General features: G+C 38.5%; 22 protein-coding genes. 4 read left to right on the top strand and 18 right to left on the bottom strand.

Features of this window, described 5'->3' with window-relative positions; all coding sequences use genetic code 11:
- Positions 1 to 34 precede the first annotated feature (34 nt).
- The 3 genes from BK581_RS00560 to BK581_RS00550 form a co-directional block, all read right to left on the bottom strand.
- On the bottom strand, positions 35 to 586 hold the full coding sequence (locus BK581_RS00560; protein WP_078576120.1) for an RsfA family transcriptional regulator: 552 nt from the start codon (positions 584 to 586) through the stop codon (positions 35 to 37).
- Positions 587 to 1017: 431 nt separating this feature from the next.
- The gene (gene rpmF, locus BK581_RS00555) at positions 1018 to 1188 is read right to left on the bottom strand and encodes a 50S ribosomal protein L32 (protein ID WP_078576119.1); all 171 of its coding nucleotides are present in this window, start codon (positions 1186 to 1188) and stop codon (positions 1018 to 1020) included.
- Positions 1189 to 1237: 49 nt separating this feature from the next.
- A complete protein-coding gene (locus BK581_RS00550; protein ID WP_078576117.1) occupies positions 1238 to 1753 on the bottom strand; it encodes a YceD family protein in 516 nt (171 codons plus the stop codon).
- A gap of 319 nt (positions 1754 to 2072) precedes the next feature.
- Here BK581_RS00550 and BK581_RS00545 point away from each other — a divergent pair, with 319 nt between their 5' ends.
- Positions 2073 to 3305, top strand: coding sequence for a nucleotidyltransferase (locus BK581_RS00545; RefSeq protein ID WP_078576116.1), 1233 nt, complete (start codon positions 2073 to 2075; stop codon positions 3303 to 3305).
- A 122-nt stretch (positions 3306 to 3427) separates the two neighbouring features.
- Here BK581_RS00545 and BK581_RS00540 read toward each other — a convergent pair whose 3' ends face one another.
- A complete protein-coding gene (locus tag BK581_RS00540; protein ID WP_078576115.1) occupies positions 3428 to 4471 on the bottom strand; it encodes a SepM family pheromone-processing serine protease in 1044 nt (347 codons plus the stop codon).
- A 314-nt stretch (positions 4472 to 4785) separates the two neighbouring features.
- Between BK581_RS00540 and ylbJ the strand changes: the two genes are divergently transcribed.
- The gene (gene ylbJ, locus BK581_RS00535) at positions 4786 to 6021 is read left to right on the top strand and encodes a sporulation integral membrane protein YlbJ (protein ID WP_078576114.1); all 1236 of its coding nucleotides are present in this window, start codon (positions 4786 to 4788) and stop codon (positions 6019 to 6021) included.
- A gap of 9 nt (positions 6022 to 6030) precedes the next feature.
- Here the strand turns inward: ylbJ and coaD are convergent, their stop codons facing one another.
- From coaD to BK581_RS00495, 8 genes are all read right to left on the bottom strand, one after another.
- A complete protein-coding gene (gene coaD / locus BK581_RS00530; RefSeq protein WP_095995512.1) occupies positions 6031 to 6510 on the bottom strand; it encodes a pantetheine-phosphate adenylyltransferase in 480 nt (159 codons plus the stop codon).
- Positions 6507 to 7094: a 16S rRNA (guanine(966)-N(2))-methyltransferase RsmD gene (gene rsmD / locus BK581_RS00525; protein ID WP_372898002.1), complete on the bottom strand. Its 588-nt coding sequence runs from the start codon at positions 7092 to 7094 to the stop codon at positions 6507 to 6509. Before rsmD ends, coaD begins: the two co-directional genes overlap by 4 nt.
- Positions 7095 to 7670: 576 nt before the next feature.
- Positions 7671 to 7946, bottom strand: coding sequence for a YlbG family protein (locus BK581_RS00520; RefSeq protein WP_078576110.1), 276 nt, complete (start codon positions 7944 to 7946; stop codon positions 7671 to 7673).
- Between the two features lie 46 nt (positions 7947 to 7992).
- A complete protein-coding gene (locus BK581_RS00515) occupies positions 7993 to 8436 on the bottom strand; it encodes a YlbF/YmcA family competence regulator (protein ID WP_078576108.1) in 444 nt (147 codons plus the stop codon).
- A gap of 273 nt (positions 8437 to 8709) precedes the next feature.
- Positions 8710 to 8946, bottom strand: a complete 237-nt coding sequence (locus BK581_RS00510; protein WP_078576107.1) for a YlbE-like family protein — start codon at positions 8944 to 8946, stop codon at positions 8710 to 8712.
- Between the two features lie 21 nt (positions 8947 to 8967).
- Positions 8968 to 9375 carry a YlbD family protein gene (locus BK581_RS00505; RefSeq protein ID WP_078576105.1) on the bottom strand — a complete coding sequence of 136 codons (408 nt, stop codon included), beginning with the start codon at positions 9373 to 9375 and terminating at the stop codon, positions 8968 to 8970.
- Positions 9376 to 9589: 214 nt separating this feature from the next.
- Positions 9590 to 10645: a CAP domain-containing protein gene (locus BK581_RS00500; protein WP_078576103.1), complete on the bottom strand. Its 1056-nt coding sequence runs from the start codon at positions 10643 to 10645 to the stop codon at positions 9590 to 9592.
- Positions 10646 to 11022: 377 nt separating this feature from the next.
- The gene (locus BK581_RS00495; protein WP_095995580.1) at positions 11023 to 11451 is read right to left on the bottom strand and encodes a CBS domain-containing protein; all 429 of its coding nucleotides are present in this window, start codon (positions 11449 to 11451) and stop codon (positions 11023 to 11025) included.
- A gap of 149 nt (positions 11452 to 11600) precedes the next feature.
- Between BK581_RS00495 and BK581_RS00490 the strand changes: the two genes are divergently transcribed.
- Entirely contained in the window at positions 11601 to 11954 is a 354-nt protein-coding gene (locus tag BK581_RS00490) for a YugN family protein (RefSeq protein WP_078576101.1), read from the top strand.
- Positions 11955 to 12175: 221 nt separating this feature from the next.
- Positions 12176 to 13234 (top strand): sporulation integral membrane protein YtvI, encoded by a 1059-nt coding sequence (ytvI, locus tag BK581_RS00485; RefSeq protein WP_078576099.1) that lies wholly within the window; start codon positions 12176 to 12178, stop codon positions 13232 to 13234.
- 322 nt (positions 13235 to 13556) lie between these two features.
- Here the strand turns inward: ytvI and BK581_RS00480 are convergent, their stop codons facing one another.
- The 6 genes from BK581_RS00480 to cyoE form a co-directional block, all read right to left on the bottom strand.
- Positions 13557 to 14012, bottom strand: coding sequence for a DUF420 domain-containing protein (locus BK581_RS00480; protein ID WP_078576097.1), 456 nt, complete (start codon positions 14010 to 14012; stop codon positions 13557 to 13559).
- A 194-nt stretch (positions 14013 to 14206) separates the two neighbouring features.
- On the bottom strand, positions 14207 to 14554 hold the full coding sequence (locus BK581_RS00475; RefSeq protein ID WP_078576095.1) for a cytochrome C oxidase subunit IV family protein: 348 nt from the start codon (positions 14552 to 14554) through the stop codon (positions 14207 to 14209).
- A 4-nt stretch (positions 14555 to 14558) separates the two neighbouring features.
- Positions 14559 to 15179: a cytochrome (ubi)quinol oxidase subunit III gene (locus BK581_RS00470; protein WP_078576094.1), complete on the bottom strand. Its 621-nt coding sequence runs from the start codon at positions 15177 to 15179 to the stop codon at positions 14559 to 14561.
- Between the two features lie 3 nt (positions 15180 to 15182).
- Positions 15183 to 17015, bottom strand: coding sequence for a cytochrome c oxidase subunit I (ctaD, locus tag BK581_RS00465; protein WP_078576092.1), 1833 nt, complete (start codon positions 17013 to 17015; stop codon positions 15183 to 15185).
- A gap of 23 nt (positions 17016 to 17038) precedes the next feature.
- Positions 17039 to 18088: a cytochrome c oxidase subunit II gene (coxB, locus tag BK581_RS00460; protein WP_078576090.1), complete on the bottom strand. Its 1050-nt coding sequence runs from the start codon at positions 18086 to 18088 to the stop codon at positions 17039 to 17041.
- 35 nt (positions 18089 to 18123) lie between these two features.
- Complete coding sequence (cyoE, locus tag BK581_RS00455) at positions 18124 to 19086, bottom strand: heme o synthase (RefSeq protein WP_078576089.1); 963 nt, start codon at positions 19084 to 19086, stop codon at positions 18124 to 18126.
- Positions 19087 to 19236 lie beyond the last annotated feature (150 nt).

The following is a 19236-nucleotide window of genomic DNA, read 5'->3' as shown; positions in this document are numbered from 1 at the left end:
AAAGCAGCAGCTTCAAGGTCTGCCTGTTTATTTTTTATAATGCTGGACTTCTGTTTTCTTTTTTAGCTGCCCGCTGCACTGCATGTATCATTAGTTGGTAATCTTCTTTTATTTCAAGATATTCTGCTCTCATCTCCGCTAACTGCTTTTTCAATTGGGCGTTTTCTTCCCGCAAATCAGTTAATGTATCATCATCCATCCCTTGTTGATTGACCTTTTCTCTTTCCTCTTTTAAGAATGTAATCAACTCATCATACCTACTAGTCACCTCTTTACCAGTTAAAGAGCGTTTCTTTTCTTGACTAGTTATCACCTCCTCATCTTTTACAGAATGAGAGATGTTTCGGTTTAACACATGGTGTAATTTTGCTTCTTTTCGTGCTTTTTTAGCTAATTGTATAGCAGAATCATATTGTTTTCTAACTGTAGAGTTCCATCTGAACCCACATGCTGCTGGTGTTCGTGATAGCTTTTCTGCCACTTCATCAAATGCTGCAAGCTGGGTTCCCCCTTCTCTTATATGACGAAGCACTGTCTCTGCCAGCAGTAAATCTTCATCGTGATTCCATGCATCTTGTCTAATCAATAGCCTTTTGCCTCCTCTCTAAAAACTCTTATATTTTCATGTTATATGTATGCAGTTAGTAGAGGAGATAGACGTATAAAATTAAAAGAGTGAGGCGCTTGGCTACTCGGATAATGGCGTATAAGTTTTATAAGGGGATGTCCAAAAGGTTTCATGGGGCTTCAATACTGAAATGTATAATGAACCGAAAACTCACCGTAACAATTTTTTTAGTAGATCCCATACATATAAACGAACCTTCAATCAGCGGGATTTTCCATACTTGTCCCACTAATTGGTCGTTGCGTAAATCAAGACATTTGCGTCCGTTATCTCCTAAATAGATTTACCTTTCCTATCTATTTTGATCCGGGCGTTTTACAGACCATTATCGTAATAAAAAAGGAGCAATCCAACCATTCTCGGCTGGACAACTCCCTATCACTCACTACTTATTTTGCTACTTCCCGTCCTTTATAAGAACCACACGCTTTACATACACGGTGTGAAAGCTTCATTTCTCCACAATCAGGACATTCTACCATTCCAGGCACACGCAATTTAATATGCGTACGACGCTGTCTTTTCTTAGTCTTACTTGTTCGTCTAAATGGTACTGCCATGAGTCCCACCTCCTTGATGATACTTCAATATACAACCTAATAAAGGCTGCTACTTTTTGTCAAAAAACTTTTCAAGCTCTTTCAATCGAGGATCTACCTTGTCCTGTGGTTCATTCTGGTCCTCTTTCGTATTCAATTCCCAGCCTTCTCCTTCTTCAGGAGCAGGACCTTCTTTCTTCTCACTGAACACACGCATCGGCTTTTCCAACAAAATTCGTTCTCGAACATAAGGCATCAAATCAACCGTATTATCGATCAATTCATGAACATCTTCATCTCCATCGTACGTTGTCCATTCATCTAACTGAAAAATTTCAGTAGCTGTGATGGAAAAAGGAAACTCTACATCATTAAGAGTTCGCGCACAAGGTAATGTCATGGATCCACTAATCTCCAAATTAAAGGTAGCAGTACTATGATTAATAAGCGCTTCTCCCTTTACATGGACTGGACTAATATCGCGAATTTCACGGTCAATTTCTTTCACTTTATTCGCATCGACCAATTCGTCAATTTGCATCCCTTTCTGTTTAAAAGCGTGCAATTGCTGTACCGACCATTTCATATCTATTCACCTCAAGACAACAAAATTTATTATATCTTTCAAAAAATCGTTTGTCAAGATAATTCCTTTACGATTAAAGAATGAAGACGTTTTATATTGAATTCTTTCTCCATTAAATCCTCTAAGTACATAATAATTAAGACGGGATTTTATCACCGTTAATTTTCACACATATAGACGAACTATCATGAAGGTGAAAACATCTGAAAAATATGGTATTTTTCTTATAGAGTCACTTTAATGGCAGAGTGATTATATACATACTGTTGTTCCTGTCATTGTAACAAATCGAAACATACTTTGAAAGTCGGTGGTAAACATGAAGATTCTTGGACTTATTGTTGAATATAATCCCTTTCATAACGGTCATTTATATCATTTACACCAATCCATAAAAAAAACCACTCCTGATCTCATTATCGCAATTATGAGCGGTGATTTTTTACAGCGTGGTGAACCTGCACTAGTTAATAAGTGGTCACGAACAAAAATGGCCTTACGAGCAGGTGTAGATTTAGTAGTAGAGCTTCCTTACCTTTATGCCGTTCAAAAAGCAGATATTTTTGCTGAAGGAGCAGTATCACGTTTAGCCCAATTAGGTGTCACAGATATTTGCTTCGGCAGTGAAGAGGGGGATATTTCTCCATTTTTCAATACATTAAACTGGATGAATAAGCACCAATCTCTAATTGACGAACGATTAAAAAAGGAGCTCTCTAAAGGTAAAAGTTATCCAAAAGCTTTTTCTGATGCTGTGATCGGCTTGCAGCCTTCAGATACGATCCTTGATTTATCAAAACCTAATAACATTTTAGGTTATCATTATGTTAAGTCTTCGTTTAATCAACAAACATCAATTCGTATGCATACAATCAAACGAAGCGGCTCGGAATACAATGATCGTTATTTAAGTCATGCTTCCATCGCCAGTGCCACTGCATTGCGGCACATGCTTATCACAGATAAGCGGCCACTCGATTTTCTCAAACCTTATGTTCCCTCTTATTCCTTGGAGCAGCTCTCAGCCTACTTTTCACATTATAATAGGTTTCATACTTGGGACGATTATTTCCCATTTATCAAGCATGCCCTCATTTCTCAGGATAACGACACACTAAATCAAATTTATGAATGTGAAGAAGGTCTTGAGAACAGGCTTAAGAAAGCGATCATTACAAGTGCAGGATTCGATGACTTCATTTCTAATATTAAAGCTAAACGGTACACCCGAACGCGATTACAGCGACTACTCGTTCACCTCTATCTAAAAACTAATAAATTGTTTGTAAAAGAACATTTAGAGGAGCAGCCACCATACATTCGGGTACTTGGCATGTCTGATAAAGGGCAACATCATTTATCTAAACTTAAAAAATTAACAACGTTACCAATTATTACAACAGCAAGCAAATCTCAACACCCTGTTTTTCAAAAAGATATTCTCGCTAGTCGTCTTCACGGTATCCCAAATCATCATACAGGTATGTCTTTTATGGATGAGTATCAAACAGGTCCCCTTCGTTATCATGCTAATAGCGACGCATTTAAATAAAAGACAGGTTCGCATTGTTTAGCCCTTACTGGTCGTAAGCGTGGCAATCTGATTTTAATTTTATGATTTATTCAAAAAACACCTCAGAGCCTCGTCTTTAAACGCTCCCCTGAGGTGTTAAGTTAGGAAATCGATTCAAGATACTGTAAAGCGTCCTCAAATGTATTAACCGGGACGATTTCCATATCTGTGCCAATAGATTCAGCTGTTTCCACTGCTATTTCATAGTTTGACCCTGCCTCACCTTGTTCTGCTGGAGCAAAAAATACGTCAGCTCCGGCTTCATGTGACGCATAAACTTTTTGTTTCACGCCACCAATACGTCCCACATTACCATGTTCATCAATTGAACCAGTCCCTGCAATCTGATGCCCCTTCGTAATATCTTCGTCAAGTAATTGATTGTAAATCTCCAAAGAAAACATCAATCCTGCTGATGGCCCTCCGATTTGATCTGTATCAATATTAATTTCTGGTGTGTTAACTAATTCTCTATCTGTCACAGGGTTTACAATTCCTATTCCTCCCCTTTCTCCCTCAGGATCAACCTCTTCCGGGAATGGCTCCACTTGTAGTTCAACAGTATGTGTATCATCTTCCCGTTCAAACGTTACGGAGACGTCATCACCGATTCTATAATCACCGAGTAAGTCAAACAAGGTCTCTATTTCTAGAACCTCTTCCCCGTCAATAGCGACTATCCTATCTCCTATATCAAGATGCCCTTCAGCCGCCATACCTGGGATAACTGAGGTGACTAACACCCCGTGATTTTCAAAATAAGCTTCTTCACCTGCATAATTATAAGCCACTATAACAGCTAACTCTTGTGAACCTGTCATCATCATTAACTGTCTATGATGATACTCTTCATCCGTTTCTCCTTCAGGACGTACTTGATCTTCCGGAATAAGTTCTCTTTTATCACTTAGTAATGCCCATACATAATTTACGATATTCGCTTTTCCCATCCTGATGGTCGTTAACATAAACGTTCCTTCATAAGGGTTTCCATCTTCTACCTCAATCACTTCAGTTAAGATTTTCGCTTCCCCAGGAACCGAAAAATAATAAGGCAATTGGACGAAATTAATAATGATCAAAATACCGATCAAAACGAGCCATCTAAGCCAAGATTTATTTGAAGTATTTGTTGTTTCTCTCATTGGTGAGCCCTCCATTTAGTTAAATCTTATGTAAGAAAGTTATTTGTCTATTTTATGCCTTGTTATTATAACCTCGATTATCATAAAACCGCTAATAAAACCCCTTTTTCATTCGACTCTTAAAAAACTATAGCCTGTCAAATTTATGTATACGAGCCAACCTCAAAACTATGCCTCTGTTTATATTAACTAGGTAGTCTCCTACTTTATAAGTATTTTAAGGTCTAAAAGGGCTGTCATGCGTATAGTTATAAATGGACAAGTATTTTAGATGACATCCAATTAGAGCTCACAGATGGCAAAGGAGGCTTCTCATGGCTCGCCTTCAGTTTATTAAAACCGTTATTTATGGGATAACTGCAAGTTTTTTAGCAGTTTGTTTTGTTATATTTCCTAAGGAAGCATCAGAAGCTTCCGTAAGAGGCATGACCGTTTGGTGGGATATCGTTTTTCCTTCTCTCTTACCTTTTTTTATTTTGTCTGAATTCTTAATTCGCTTCGGGGTAGTGACCTTCATTGGAGGCCTACTAGAACCTTTTATGCGTCCTCTATTTCGGGTGCCAGGTTCAGGGGGATTCGTTTGGGCCATGGGTTTGGCTTCAGGCTTCCCTTCAGGAGCTAAATTAACTGCCCGATTGTGGCAGGAAGGACACTTAACGAAAGAAGAAGGCGAACGTCTCGTCTCCTTTAGTAATGCATCTAACCCATTATTTATTTTTGGTGCAGTAGCGGTAGGCTTTTTTCAAAATGTAGCATTAGGTTTTCTCTTAGCTGCCTCTCACTACTTAGGTAATCTACTCGTAGGATTTATCATGAGATTTCACAAATTAGAGGTGCCATCACATACTCGCCATAACCGATCCACTATTTCTTTAAAGCAAGCTATTAAAAACATGCATCATGATCGCCTAAAGCATCATGAACCCCTAGGAAAAATATTAGGTGAAGCCGTTAACTCTTCAGTTCAAACTCTCCTTATGATAGGTGGTTTCATGATATTTTTTGCAGTATTAAATGAAATTTTAGAAATTATCAGGCTTACTGATATATTTGCCATAGTCACTTCTTTTATCTTAGCACTAGTTAACATGCCAAATGATTTAAGCCCTGGTATCATTGCTGGTCTTTTTGAAATTACCCTTGGCAGTCAACGTATCAGTGATACTACACACGCTACTTTGCTGCAACAAGCTGTCGTTACCAGTTTCATTTTAGCTTTTAATGGCTTTAGCGTTCAGGCCCAGGTCGCAAGTATTCTTTCTGAAACAGACATACGCTTCTTACCTTTCTTTATAGCTAGATGTATTCACGGTTGTATATCAGCAGTTCTAGCCTTTCTTCTTTTTACACCGTTATATGTCGATAGGCTTTCACAACCAACTTTTTCTTTGTGGCAGGACCCCAGTGTTAACAAGTTGGCCTGGGGGTATGAAGTCCTAATAGCCTATTATCATTGGCTTCTCCAATACGGAAGTCTTCTGACTGCCTTTTGCTTAATTAGTTGGCTTGGTTGGTACGTATTTAAACCAGTTAATATGAGGAGAAGTTGATTTAAGCTGTTAATGAAATTTCTCTTTTAAAGCCTGCTCAACAGGAAGTGACACCATACTCTTTAGGTCTGCTTTATATTTAGCCACTTCTTTTACAATACTTGAACTTAAATGGGCATAATCAGAATTTGTCATAATAAAAAAAGTGTCTATATTTTCATTTAGATGACGGTTAACAGTTGCCATTTGTCGCTCGTACTCAAAATCAGCCACCGTTCTGAGCCCTTTAATAATCACACTAGCTTTATGCTCACATACAAAATCCATTAATAAACCATTGAAGCTAGCTACCTCTACATTTAGGAGCGTATTAGTTGATTCTTCAATTAATGCCTTACGTTCCTCTACTGAGAATAAAGGTTTTTTCTGCTGATTATGTAAAACAGCTACAATCACTCGATCAAAAATCTTAGCGCTTCGAGTGATAACATCAAGGTGCCCTAATGTAACGGGATCAAAACTTCCTGGAATCACAGCTGTTTGCATTATATACTCTCCTCCGATGCTACAGATTTAAATATTGTGACACTAGTATCCCCATAACGTTCTTCTTTTGTTTGTGTAAACGTTTTATAATGATTATCTAATAACACTTTTGAACTATGCTCTGCAACTATGTAACCACCTTGTAGTAAGATGTTATGTGTATCTATGAATGCTAGTTCATCAGCTAACGTTTGTTTTGCATAAGGAGGATCTAGAAAAATTAAGTCGAACTGTCTTTCCTTTTTTTTGATCGCATTTAAAGCGCGTTTCGCCTCATTTTTGAAAACTTCTGCTTCTTCTAAACACCTAACCGTCTTTAAATTTGAATAGATCGTTTCAATCGCTTTTCGATCTCTGTCTACAAAAACAGCCTTTGACATCCCTCTACTTAAGGCTTCAATTCCCATGGCACCACTTCCAGCATAAAGATCTAGCATCATACCTCCATTGAAGTATGGACCCACCATATTAAATATAGCTTCTTTAACTTTATCAGTTGTAGGTCTTGTTGAATGCCCTGGGACACTTTTTAACGAGGTCCCTTTTTGTTTTCCGCTTATCACTCTCATATTATTCACCTGTCTCACACAGATTTTTAATCATATCCTACCACAAATCTCAGCTTCATTGAAAATTTTGTATCGTGTTTCGTATAAAGCTCATTGTTTCGACCATAATATAACTAGCAGCATGACATATCATGTTGCGGACAACCGCGGAGAAGACTTACTTTTCCCCATAAGTTCTTCCTCCGGTTTCTCCTCTCCCATAGCCTATAGCCAATGAGAATTGGCTAAATAAGGCAGCCTGTAGTTATTTACTACAGGTTTTTTTTATTCATTAATGGAAACTTGCCTTTATATTTGGTTTTGAGAAGATTATGTAAAGTAACTTTTACTCTTCTCCCTATAAAACGAACCTTCACGTTGCGTGAATCAGGACATGAGCGTCCGTTATCTTCCACCTAAATAGATTACCTCTGTCACTATTTGCCGCGAGTGCCTTATGGATGGTTATCCATGATAAATATAACTGAAGTAGTAAAGAAGACTCGCCAAAGGCGAGCCTAAAAATTAAAAGAAGAACACCAATACTTTATACAGCGTCATCTCAATTAATGCTATTTAATTTCCAAGAAGAAATAGTTATTATTGTACAGACGGTTATATTCCCATTTTGTAATCGTCTCTTTTAGCTTTATCTGGTGTAGAGCTTTGATATTCTGTCTTAATCCATGGTCTCATTGATTTAGAAACATCTTTCACAAAATGTAAGGAATTCAATCTCTGGATCGTCTCATCTGATTTTTCTTCATCACAGTATAAAATCACGTACTTCATTCTTTTGGAAACGTAATGAATATTCCCAAAACGTTTCAACTGCTTTACCTGTTTTAAAGAATGAATCCAAATTGCAAGGCCAACGCGATTAGCAACCATAAAACTATCTCCTTTTCTTCCAGTTAAATTTCCTTTGTAGATCGTGTCAATTACAACCGCAACTACCACCAGAGCCACAGCCGCCACTACAACTTGTAGCTTGGTCAAAGAATGGATTTCCTGTAGGAACTTTAATATCCTTTGAAACAGCAAAAGCAATCGTCTGACTTATTTCGTTAAGCAAGTTTTCCAGCTCTTTCTCCGCAGTCTTATAGACTGAAATAAGTGGATGCGTGTCCAATTTACGTTTAAATTCCCTTACTGCACTCGAAATTTCTCGAAAGTCTGGGTGATACTTACCAAACCGCTGCACCTCTGCATACTTCTCTTTAAGTGCTTGGAAATCTTCAAGCATCACTTGAGCTTCCTTATCGTGTTGCACCTCTTGCTTTATTTGAATATAGTGTTGGAAAACATCCGAAGACACTATCATCTCACTAAATTGATCTGCTTCTTGGAGAATATTAACGTCTGTCAATATTGTCGCCATATGAACACCTCCACTTCGCTAGTATATCATAAAAAACGAAAAGATCATAAAACGAATCTTCAATTAGTGTGGGGGGTTCGTTCTTCTTCCACTGATGGGTCGTTGCGCTAATCAGGACATTAGCGTCCGTTATCTCCCGTCTAAATAAATGTACTCTCCTCTCTATTTGAGGCGGACGTTTTTCGGACAGTTATATTACAGTGAGTTATCTTGTTAGCTCTTTTAAAATCCTAGTTCCAAAAGAAGGCTATACAAATAAAACAGGTTCAAAGTTCACTGCTCTTGAACCTGTTTCATCATCTCAATCATCATCATCGCCATTTGCATATTTTTATTAATTTGATCTACCCTTTGCGGAAATGTTTTACCATAAAAGACTTTTGCTTGTTTAATCATGTCGTGTACACTTTCTGGATGACGTCCAAGCCGTCGATACCAAATTGGATTCAGTCTTAAATAATAATGTAACTGGGGATCCAACTTTATTTTTTCCAACACATCTTGTCGCACTAATAATCCCCCCTTCCATTATTAGTCTTCTGTAAATGAGAAGGGCGATTGCTGCTCTGGAGGACCTTGTGATGGATCTGGTGTTTGTTGTTGCTTGAATTGGCTGACAAGTTCTTGAACGGACTGGACAACGGTGCTGAATTGACCAAGATGGTGCTGAATATCGTTTAGATTCATGCTTTTTAGCATATTGAGTACGTCAACATTCGAATCCTCTTCGTCTTCTTCATCACTCTTTTTTGTTTCATCTTTCTCTTCATCATCTTTTAAATAAGATTCCCAAATATCATCCTCTTCGCCAAAAAGCATCCATTCCTCAAAAATATCTTGCAACGTCTTTTCTCCTGAGTTCACATCTCGAAGTACATACGGCCTTTTTTTCACAAACGCCTTAAATCGCTTCACATCTGGATGTAAGGATTGACTCACCTTCCTTCACCTCTCACACATAAGTATATACTACATCATAGTACCGAGAGAGCGAGATGTGCGCCTATTTTACTGTAATAAAATAAAAACGAGCTTTCAATCAAAGGGCGTTCTCGTACTTCTTCCACTGATTGAGTTAACCAGGACATTAGCGTCCGTTAGCCCTCCACATTAATGTAGAGTTAGCTCTCCTCTCTATTTTGATCTGGGAGCTTTAAGGACGGTTATCTGTGATAAAGTTTTGCGTATAGTGCTGGTTATACACACCTACACCAAGGTGTGTAAATTCCTCATTTAATATGTTCAGCCGATGCCCTTCACTATTCATCCAGCCTTCTACAGCTTCAATACTGTCCAAATGGTTAGCAGCAATATTTTCTGCTGCTAATAGATAATTAATCTCATGTTGATCTAGCCGGTCACCTAATGAGCCGGTTACTGGAGATGTATGCGAAAAGTAGTCTTCTTCTGACATCTCTCGACTATGTCCGTAAGCTGTATCTGCTGCTGCTTCATGCCATTCAAGGACGTTTAAATCGTGGTGATTTCTTATATGATTAGTTAAATCAAAAATTTGTTGTGCCAATCCTTCTTCCCATGCCCTATTGTCATCATGAGTGAGCTCCTCAACTTCAGGTAACTCACCACTATACGTAAGTGAGTATGGCCGTTGAACGAGTAACACATCTTCAGTTGAGTAGCGCACTGATGAAAGTTTATTTTCAAACTCATCAAAGTAAAATTGCCCCCATACATCATTTTCAATATGTGAAAAAGGACGTTTTCTTATATCTCCTTCAGTTAACTCAAACGTATAGGTCCCTGTAGCTTCTTTCAATGACTCACTGCGTTCAAAGGAGTAATAGTCATCAAGTTGCTCGTAACTGCCTCCAATTTCCACATCACCTAAAGGGGCTTCCTCACTGTTACTAAATGCCGTGACAATTTTATCTTCCTTGACACCAAACTGTACATAGTAGTTTTCGAAATTGTAAATGTACCATTCGTAACCGTAAGGGGTAACATCAATTCGCTTCGGTTCTCCAAAGCTTTTTAACAATGTTTCTTCATCTACATTTATCCATTCATAAAGGAGTGATTCATCTGTTGGAGGTGGTGTAAGAGACTCGTGTTCTTTAGAGGAATTAGGCATGTCCTCAGTGTCTTTAAGAAATGGCAACTTTTCCTCTAGTAAAGAATTCTCAACCAAGTAAAACGCTAATATAGAAACCATTACCATCATAAAAATAAGTATTTTTAAGACTTTCATTCCCCCCACCCCTTTTTCATCCCAAAGTAGATTCCGCTACATAACTTTACTATTTCTATCACGTGATATGCAACGAATTTGTTCCTGAAAAAAGAGCGCCTATAATAGACCTTCAACCAGTAGGGGCGTGAATCAAGACATGGGCGTTCGTTATCTCCGACTAAATAGTTGACCTCTGCTCTCAATTTTAAGGCTGGTGTTTTACGGGCGGTTATTGTCATAAATTAACTGAAAAATATAGAGCGTGTCATATCATCTAAGATGTCATCTTATTTTTCAAATCGAGATGGCGTTTCCGATAACAACATAATTAAAAGGAGGATCTCTAAATCCTCCCAACTACTTCTCCTCTTTAATTAAATATTCCCCTAATCCTATTAATGATGGTATTGAGGCTGTTCAGATATTTCTGTAAGGGCGATGGCAGCTTGATGCTCTGTGGCAGTGTGGACAGCTAAGTCACCTAAAGACACGATACCTATAAGCTTCTGGCCTTCAACTATTGGCAAGCGACGAATTTGTTTTTCTGCCATCAGTTTAGCCGCTTCTTGGACATCCATGTCTGGTGTAGCCGTAAATAATTGATCACTCATGACCTCTTGTACTGGCGTAGAATTAGGGCGTTTTTCTGCTACCCCTCTTACAACGATATCTCGATCAGTGATCATCCCTATAAGCTTATCATTTTCACATATAGGGATCGCACCTACATGATCTTGTTTCATTTTCATGGCTACCTCATAAACATTATCATTAGGTGTGCACGTATCAACATTGTTTGTCATAATATCCCTTAACATTGTCACCATACATTCCTCCTTTTTTAAGTTACAGTGTTTATCTTTCCCAATAGAATTTAAAATATTAATTAATCAACGCCGTATCGTTGCAACGAAACGCAATTCGTAATATCATTAAGGAGGAACTATTTGAAAGATATGAGGAGGTAATTACAATGAAATTTCAAGATACTGGATTAGATGGATTGCTCATTGAGTTCCAATCACTTGAAGAAATAATGGAGTCTGCAGGATTTGCTTATCAATATGATTATGAACGTGCTACGTTTGACTATAAAATCATCGATCAAGTTCACAACGATGTTTATTATTTTCGGATCCCTTCACACGTAGAAGAAGGAGAAATACCTTCTCCACACAGCATGATCCGGTTGATGACACCATACGTAGGAAAACATTATTATCCTCACGGTGTTGAGTACGATGAAGATTTCCCTCAATTTGTAACTGATAAATGTCAAAAGAAAATTCAGGGTATTTTAGACAAAGTGAAAAATGAAGCATTGTGATTCCTGTTCTACATAACCTGATAATCAATCCCTCTTGCTTTCGATCTATTCTGCCTGGGGCTAACCAGCCAGCATTGAATTATCGAAAGCAATTTTTACATATTATGCTCTCTTCAGCATCCTATGATAGTGTCACTTTAACAGAATAACTATCGCCCATTACGAACGTAAATAATACTTCTTATTGGCGATCTCCGCAGTAGAGAGAAAGGAGTATCGATTTGTCGTCACATAATATTAAAAAGTATGTTTATATAGCGATTGGTGTCATCGTGGCAATATTGCTATTCTACTTTATTTTACCGGTCTCTTTACCCATTATCTTGGCATTTATTACAGCACTTTTTTTGTCACCAGCTGTAAAAGCCCTAGTGAAGAGTGCAAAGTTATCACGCAACATTGCAGTTTTCATCGTGTTTGTGCTTTTTTTACTTTTCATTGCTATGCTCGGGTATTTTACATTTACCCGTGCGCTAAGTCAATTAAATCAGTTTGTGGAAAATTTACCGTCAATTATTAATGAAATAAACATTACATGGATGTCTTTATTAGAAAATCTTCGGATGCAATTTGATCATTTATCTCAAGATATCGTCAATGAAATTGACGCAGCTGTTACCTCACAGCTACTGACTATGAGAGATACGTTGCAAGAAATCAACATCGTCGGCTATGCAACTAGCGTTTTAGTGAAAATTCCATCCTATATTGTATCCTTTTTAGTTTATTTAATTGCTCTCTACTTATTTCTATTAGATATACCTCGACTAAAATTAAAAGTATTTAGCTACATGTCAGATAAAACAGCTGAAAAAGTTAGTTTTATGTCTGCTAGATTATCTTATGTCATTTTCGGCTTCTTTAAAGCACAGTTTCTCGTAAGTATTATTATATTTATCGTAACGTTAATCGGTTTGTTATTTATTGCACCTGAAGTGGCGTTAATAATGTCCATTTTTATTTGGATGATTGATTTTATTCCAATCATCGGCTCTATAGCCGTATTAGCTCCATGGGCTGGCTATCATTTAATTGCTGGAAATACGGTTTTAGCAATCCAATTACTCGTGTTAGCTGCCATTCTTCTCACAATCAGAAGAACTGTGGAACCTAAAGTAATGGGACACCATATCGGGTTATCGCCCCTTGCTACGCTCATTTCTCTCTATATAGGCCTAATGCTATTTGGAGCAGTCGGATTCGTTCTTGGTCCACTTGTGGTCATTTTATTTACGAGCGCTAAAGAAGCTGGGATTATAAAAGTCAATTTTAAAGTGTAGCGATATTTTTTGTGATACCTTTCCTTTAAAACTAAATTATAAATACCGTCTAAAATGTTCATTTAAACATCAAAAAAGCTTTGCTACTAATGCCCAATGGTAGCAAAGCTTTTCATATAAAACGAACTTTCAAGTGGGAAGCTTTTCGCAGTTCTCCCACTGCATAGTAGTTACGTGAATCACCACATGAGCGATGGTTATCTCACGCCCTAAATAGCGTTATCTCTGCTCTATTTTTAGGCGCGAGGTTAAACGGACGATTATCTGTGATAAAATCGGCTTCTTAAAGTCTTACAAATCATAGACGTTACTATGTAGAAAGTTAGCCAATAATAGCACGGAATAAATTGGTTGTTTCACCAGGATCATAAATGACATACAACAGTAAATAAACGGCAATACCTGTTGTAGCTGATATAAACCAAATAATTGATGTGAGCGGGCCTAATCTACGGTGAGATTTCAATTTATTTTTATACCCTGTGGTAAGTTGAATAATTCCTAAAACTGCTGCAATAGTAGCCATCGTGATATGAAAAACTAAGAAAATCTGGTAATAGAATGCCACATTATCAGGGCCACCGAATGACGTGCTTCCAATAAAAAATGTTTTAGCCAAATACGTGGCAAAAAAGATAACAGCAAGCACAGCTGCCCAAAACATAACTTTTGTATGAGCCTCGATGTTGCGCTTAGCTATAAAATACCAACCAATTGCTACAAATACTGCACTTAAACCAATAAAGACAGTGCTGATAAACGGCAAAAATTCCGCCATTGTTCTCCCCTCTTTCCCTATAAAGCGTATCAAAGAATAAAATGAACTTTCAATCAGTGGGCATTTTACGGACGGTTTTCGGTGATAAAATGATTTCTCAATTATTTTATCATATTCCGTTACTAATCACATGTCATACCACACAGCTCTCTCATTCCATAAAAAGTGCCCCCACTTATGGAGGCACTATAAGTTTAGTATTTTACAATTCCTAGAAGAAACATTAATGCTCCTACCGTTAAAGCAGCTACAAACATTCCGGACCAAATCATAATATTTATCCAAGCTGTACCTTTTTCATTCATATGCATGAAAAAGTATAACTGAAGAACGACTTGTATACCTGCAAGCATTAAAATAAAAGGAATAGCAAAACCGTTAGGAATGGCATCACTTCCAATTGATACAAATGCCATTGACGTCATAAAGATCATCAATACAAACGCAATAAGTTGTGTACGGCTTTCTCTTTTTAACTTACGCTCCGTGCTTTTAGTAGGCCCACCTTGTAAAGGGGCGCTGGGATCACTATGTGAACTCATTCGATCACCCTCCTATTCCTAATAAATAGACAACCGTAAAAATGAACACCCATACAACATCAATAAAGTGCCAATAAAGAACAGCTGTATAAAATTTAGGAGCATTTGTCAGTGTAAGACCTGTTTTTCGATAGCGAATTAAAAGAGTTGAAATCCAGCATATACCGAATGCCACGTGAGCACCGTGAGTACCGACAAGTGTGTAAAACGATGAGGCAAACGCACTTGTACTGAAGCCTAGCCCCTGATGATAATACTCATAAAACTCATAAATTTCAAATCCTAAAAAGCCAAGGCCGAGCAAAACAGTTAACCACATCCACATTAATAGCTTTTTGTAGTTACCTCGCTTCATATTAATAATCGCGAATACACTTGTCAAACTGCTTGTTAATAGAATCATTGTCATAATAAATACGAGGTTTAGATGGAATAATTCGGACGGGCCAGGGCCATCTAGTGTACCTCCCCTTAACCCGAGATAGGTTCCAAACAAACTGGCAAATAAAACAGTTTCTCCCCCTAAGAAAAACCAGAAACCAAGGTATTTATTACGTCCATCAAGTGTCGCCTTCTCCGGATTAGGAGGAAGGGTTTGGTTTTCTACTACATGTTGTTCAGCCATTGTTTAACCTCCCTCCAAATCTCGTTTAATATCCTCGACAGGAATGTGATGACCATGATCTTCCTTAATAGACCGGACAAACATAGCTCCAAATGTAATAGCCAATCCTGTAATTGTCAACGGATGAATATGATAGATAAAACCAAAGCTTGCAACAGTCAAACCAGCTGCCATAATTATTGGCAAAATAGTACCATTAGGCATGTGAATATCACCAAGTGGCTCTGCAGCTTTCATCTTACCATCACCTTCATATTTTTCATGCCAGAAAGGATCTAATTCACGCACGAGTGGTGTCTGAGCAAAGTTATACTCAGGGACAGGTGTAGGTGTTGTCCATTCAAGTGTTCTACCATCCCACGGATCAGATACATTTTCTCGATTTTTAGTGGATATAAAAATATTTACTAACAAGAGAATAAATGCGATCGTCATAAGGAACGCACCCATCGTACTAATAAAGTTCATTTCATCTAACCCTTGGCCACCTAAATATGATGCAACTCTTCGTGGCATACCAATCAAACCTAGGAAGTGCTGAACGAAGAATGTTAAATGAAAACCAATAAGGAATAGCCAGAAAAACCATTTACCCAGCGTCTCATTCAATCGATAGCCAAACATTTTAGGCCACCAATAGAAAGCCCCTGAAAATAAGCCAAATACAACCCCACCAATAATAACATAGTGGAAATGGGCTACGACAAAATAGGTATCGTGAAATTGATAATTGGCTGCACTTGTTGCAAGCATAACCCCAGTAACTCCCCCCATAACGAAGGATGGGATAAAGCCTAAAGCAAATAAGTTAGCTGTCGTAAATTGAATTCGACCACCCCACAAGGTCAGAAGCCAGTTAAAGATTTTAATTCCCGTAGGGACAGCAATAGCCATCGTCGCCACAGCAAAGATTGCATTAGCAACAGGCCCCATTCCTACCGTAAACATATGGTGAGCCCATACCATAAAACCAAGGAAACCGATAATTAATGTGGCAAAGACCATTGCTGAATAACCGAATAATCTTTTTTTAGAAAATGTAGCAAGCACTTCAGAAAAAATTCCGAACGCCGGCAAAATCAAAATATAAACTTCAGGGTGCCCGAAAATCCAAAATAAATGCTGCCAGATAATAACGTTACCGCCAAAGTCTACGGCGAAATAGGTTGCCCCAAACAACCTTTCAAGCATCAATAGTAATAAGCCTATCGTCAATGCAGGAAAAGCAAATAAAATGAGCATTGAAGCGACGAAAGAGCTCCATGTAAACAAAGGCATTCTCATCATACTCATACCAGGAGCACGCATATTGATGATCGTTACAAGAAAATTGATTCCCCCGATCAATGTTCCTAACCCACTGACTTGAAGACCTAATACATAGTAGTCAAGGCCTTGGCCTGGTGACATACTGGATAATGGCACATATGCTGTCCACCCTGCATCAGGCGCCCCTGTGGCGAACCAACTGACATTCAGTAACAGCCCTCCAAATAAAAATAACCAAAAACCTAATGCATTTAAAAATGGAAATGCTACATCCCGTGCACCAATTTGTAACGGGATAATAAAGTTCATAAATCCGAATAAGAGAGGCATGGCTGCTAAAAATATCATCGTAGTACCATGCATCGTCAATAATTCATTAAATGTCTGAGCCTGCACAAACGTAAACTCAGGAAACATGAGCTGTATACGCATAAGAATGGCTTCCAAGCCACCAAGAGCAAAGAAAAATGCGCCACCGGCCAAATACAGAATGCCGATTTTCTTATGGTCAACCGTCGTCAGCCAATCCCAGATTACATTTTTAGACTGCGCACTTGCATAAGACACGTTTAGTTACCCCCTTTTGCACCCTATTCTTCCAGTACTTTTAAGCTATCTAGATAGTCGAGAAGTGCTTCCATTTCTTCATCATTTATTGCTTCCGCATTAAAGCTAGGCATTTCATTGCCTGGTTTATACTCTTGGGTATCCCGTAACCACGCTTCTAAATTATCCATATCATACTCAAGATAACCTGCGATAACTTCTCTTTCACCGAAGTTAGTTAAGTCAGGGCCGATATTTCCACCCTCTGCTCCAACCGCGTGACAACTTATACAGGATTGTTCGAACACTGTTCTACCATCAGCGGCAACCGTTTCTTCAGGTTCAGTTACATGTGATGGTGGTTCTGCCATGTTAGTAGCCCAGGTGTCGAAAGTATCAGGGTCAACCGCAATAACTTTAAAATCCATCAACCAATGTGATGGTCCGCAAAGTTCTGTACACTTCCCCATATAAACGCCTTCATTAGGTGCTTCAAACCACATATCATTCTGAATACCAGGCACGTTATCCTGTTTCCCTGCTAAAGCCGGAACCCAAAATGAGTGCTGAACGTCTGATGATAGTAACTCAATGATAATTCGCGTATCTGTCGGAATGTACATATCCTGACCTGCTGTGATCTCATAATCAGGGTAGTCAAATTCCCACCAAAATTGATGAGCTGTCACTTGCACTCGCACATAATCAGTGCCTTCTTCTCCATCTTCAGTCGCTTCCAACTGCTCAACTTCCACGTTTGCAAGCGTAAACGTATCCATCACGTTAGGAATTGCAAGCATGAGAAGGAGCAAAATAGGGATCGTTGTCCAAATAAATTCTAATGTTCGATTCCCATGGACTTGTTTCGGAATATGTGTATCCCCCGGACGTTCCCGGAATTTAAAAATGACAAAAATGTAAATAGCAAACACGACAACAAGTACGAAAATCATAATATACAAGCTGAGCTGAATTAAGGAAAATTGCATTTCTGCAACCGGTCCCTGTGGATCCAGAGCAGACAAGTTTTCCACTCCACAACCACTCAGCAGTACGATGAAAGATATAGGAAGCAGTCGCCACAAATACTTCATCTCGTCACAAACCCCTCTTTCTTTGTCTTGAATTTTTAGAACATATGAACGATTACCATGAGGACAAACAAAATCGTTAAATAATTAAGTGAAAATACAAACATTTGTCTTGCCCACTTTAAATCGTCCTTCATTCTAAATCCAGCTAGCCCTAAAATAAGCCAGCCGCCCCCTAATACACATGCTGCAATCGTATAAATAACCCCAAAATCTGATACTAATAATGACACAGGAAGCAATGCTGCTACATACCATACAATTTGCCTCTTAGTTACAGCAAAGCCTGCCACTACTGGAAGCATTGGAATACCTGCCGCCTTATACTCATCGGCTCGCTTCATAGCAAGTGCTAAGAAATGAGGAGGCTGCCAAATGAACATAATCAGGAACATGGACCAAGCATATGGATGTAACCCTGGATCAATCGCTGCCCACCCAATAAGTGGTGGTACTGCTCCCGCAAAACTTCCTACAATCGTATTTAACGTGGTTGTGCGTTTCGTCCACATCGAATATAACACGACATAAATGATTAAACCTGCCACACCAATTACTGCAGACATGGGTGTCGTCAGAGCTAAAAATGCTGCTCCAATAAGTGATATTGATAAGCCATACGTTAACGTTTGTCGTCCTGTAAGCTGTCCATTCACACTCGGCCTTTCTCTCGTGCGTTCCATTTTATAATCAATATCACGATCGATATAATTATTAAGGGCACACCCGCCTGCCATGATCAGAGCAGCTCCCACTAAAGTTAACAGTGCCGTTAAGGGATCACTCCCCAATGAGGTTCCTGTATAATAAGCCGCCAGATATAACCCAGCAAAAGTGGTTATGAGATTGGACATGACGATGCCAGTCTTTGATATTGCCAAATACTCACGTACACCTGCCTTAACACTTTGCTCAGTTTCAACAGACTGAACACCATCTAACGGTTCTGCCGAAGCCAATGCACTTGATTTTCCCAATCGAATCACCTCCCGATGTGTCATCTTTCCAATTCAAAAGATTTTTTCAAAAAAAAGAACTAAAATAATTTGTTCTTAAATGCAGTGAACAACTGCAAACAAATATTATTCTTTGAAAACTTAAGTGAAATGGAATTGTAAATGACATGTTAGAAAATTTGATTATCCATACAC

Source organism: Salipaludibacillus agaradhaerens, from assembly GCF_002019735.1.
GTDB lineage: Bacteria > Bacillota > Bacilli > Bacillales > Salisediminibacteriaceae > Salipaludibacillus > Salipaludibacillus agaradhaerens.
This window is presented reverse-complemented; position numbering and strand designations above follow the sequence as displayed.

What these genes read in the sequence shown, in the direction of transcription:
- BK581_RS00545 (WP_078576116.1), top strand. Translation starts at nt 2,073, where the DNA reads ATGAAGATTCTTGGACTTATTGTTGAATATAATCCCTTTCATAACGGT.
- ylbJ (WP_078576114.1), top strand. Translation starts at nt 4,786, where the DNA reads ATGGCTCGCCTTCAGTTTATTAAAACCGTTATTTATGGGATAACTGCA.
- BK581_RS00550 (WP_078576117.1), bottom strand. Translation starts at nt 1,753, where the DNA reads ATGAAATGGTCGGTACAGCAATTGCACGCTTTTAAACAGAAAGGGATG.
- BK581_RS00470 (WP_078576094.1), bottom strand. Translation starts at nt 15,179, where the DNA reads ATGGCTGAACAACATGTAGTAGAAAACCAAACCCTTCCTCCTAATCCG.
- BK581_RS00490 (WP_078576101.1), top strand. Translation starts at nt 11,601, where the DNA reads ATGAAATTTCAAGATACTGGATTAGATGGATTGCTCATTGAGTTCCAA.
- rpmF (WP_078576119.1), bottom strand. Translation starts at nt 1,188, where the DNA reads ATGGCAGTACCATTTAGACGAACAAGTAAGACTAAGAAAAGACAGCGT.
- BK581_RS00520 (WP_078576110.1), bottom strand. Translation starts at nt 7,946, where the DNA reads ATGGTTGCTAATCGCGTTGGCCTTGCAATTTGGATTCATTCTTTAAAA.
- BK581_RS00475 (WP_078576095.1), bottom strand. Translation starts at nt 14,554, where the DNA reads ATGAGTTCACATAGTGATCCCAGCGCCCCTTTACAAGGTGGGCCTACT.
- cyoE (WP_078576089.1), bottom strand. Translation starts at nt 19,086, where the DNA reads ATGACACATCGGGAGGTGATTCGATTGGGAAAATCAAGTGCATTGGCT.
- BK581_RS00480 (WP_078576097.1), bottom strand. Translation starts at nt 14,012, where the DNA reads ATGGCGGAATTTTTGCCGTTTATCAGCACTGTCTTTATTGGTTTAAGT.
- BK581_RS00515 (WP_078576108.1), bottom strand. Translation starts at nt 8,436, where the DNA reads ATGGCGACAATATTGACAGACGTTAATATTCTCCAAGAAGCAGATCAA.
- coxB (WP_078576090.1), bottom strand. Translation starts at nt 18,088, where the DNA reads ATGAAGTATTTGTGGCGACTGCTTCCTATATCTTTCATCGTACTGCTG.
- BK581_RS00500 (WP_078576103.1), bottom strand. Translation starts at nt 10,645, where the DNA reads ATGAAAGTCTTAAAAATACTTATTTTTATGATGGTAATGGTTTCTATA.
- BK581_RS00540 (WP_078576115.1), bottom strand. Translation starts at nt 4,471, where the DNA reads ATGAGAGAAACAACAAATACTTCAAATAAATCTTGGCTTAGATGGCTC.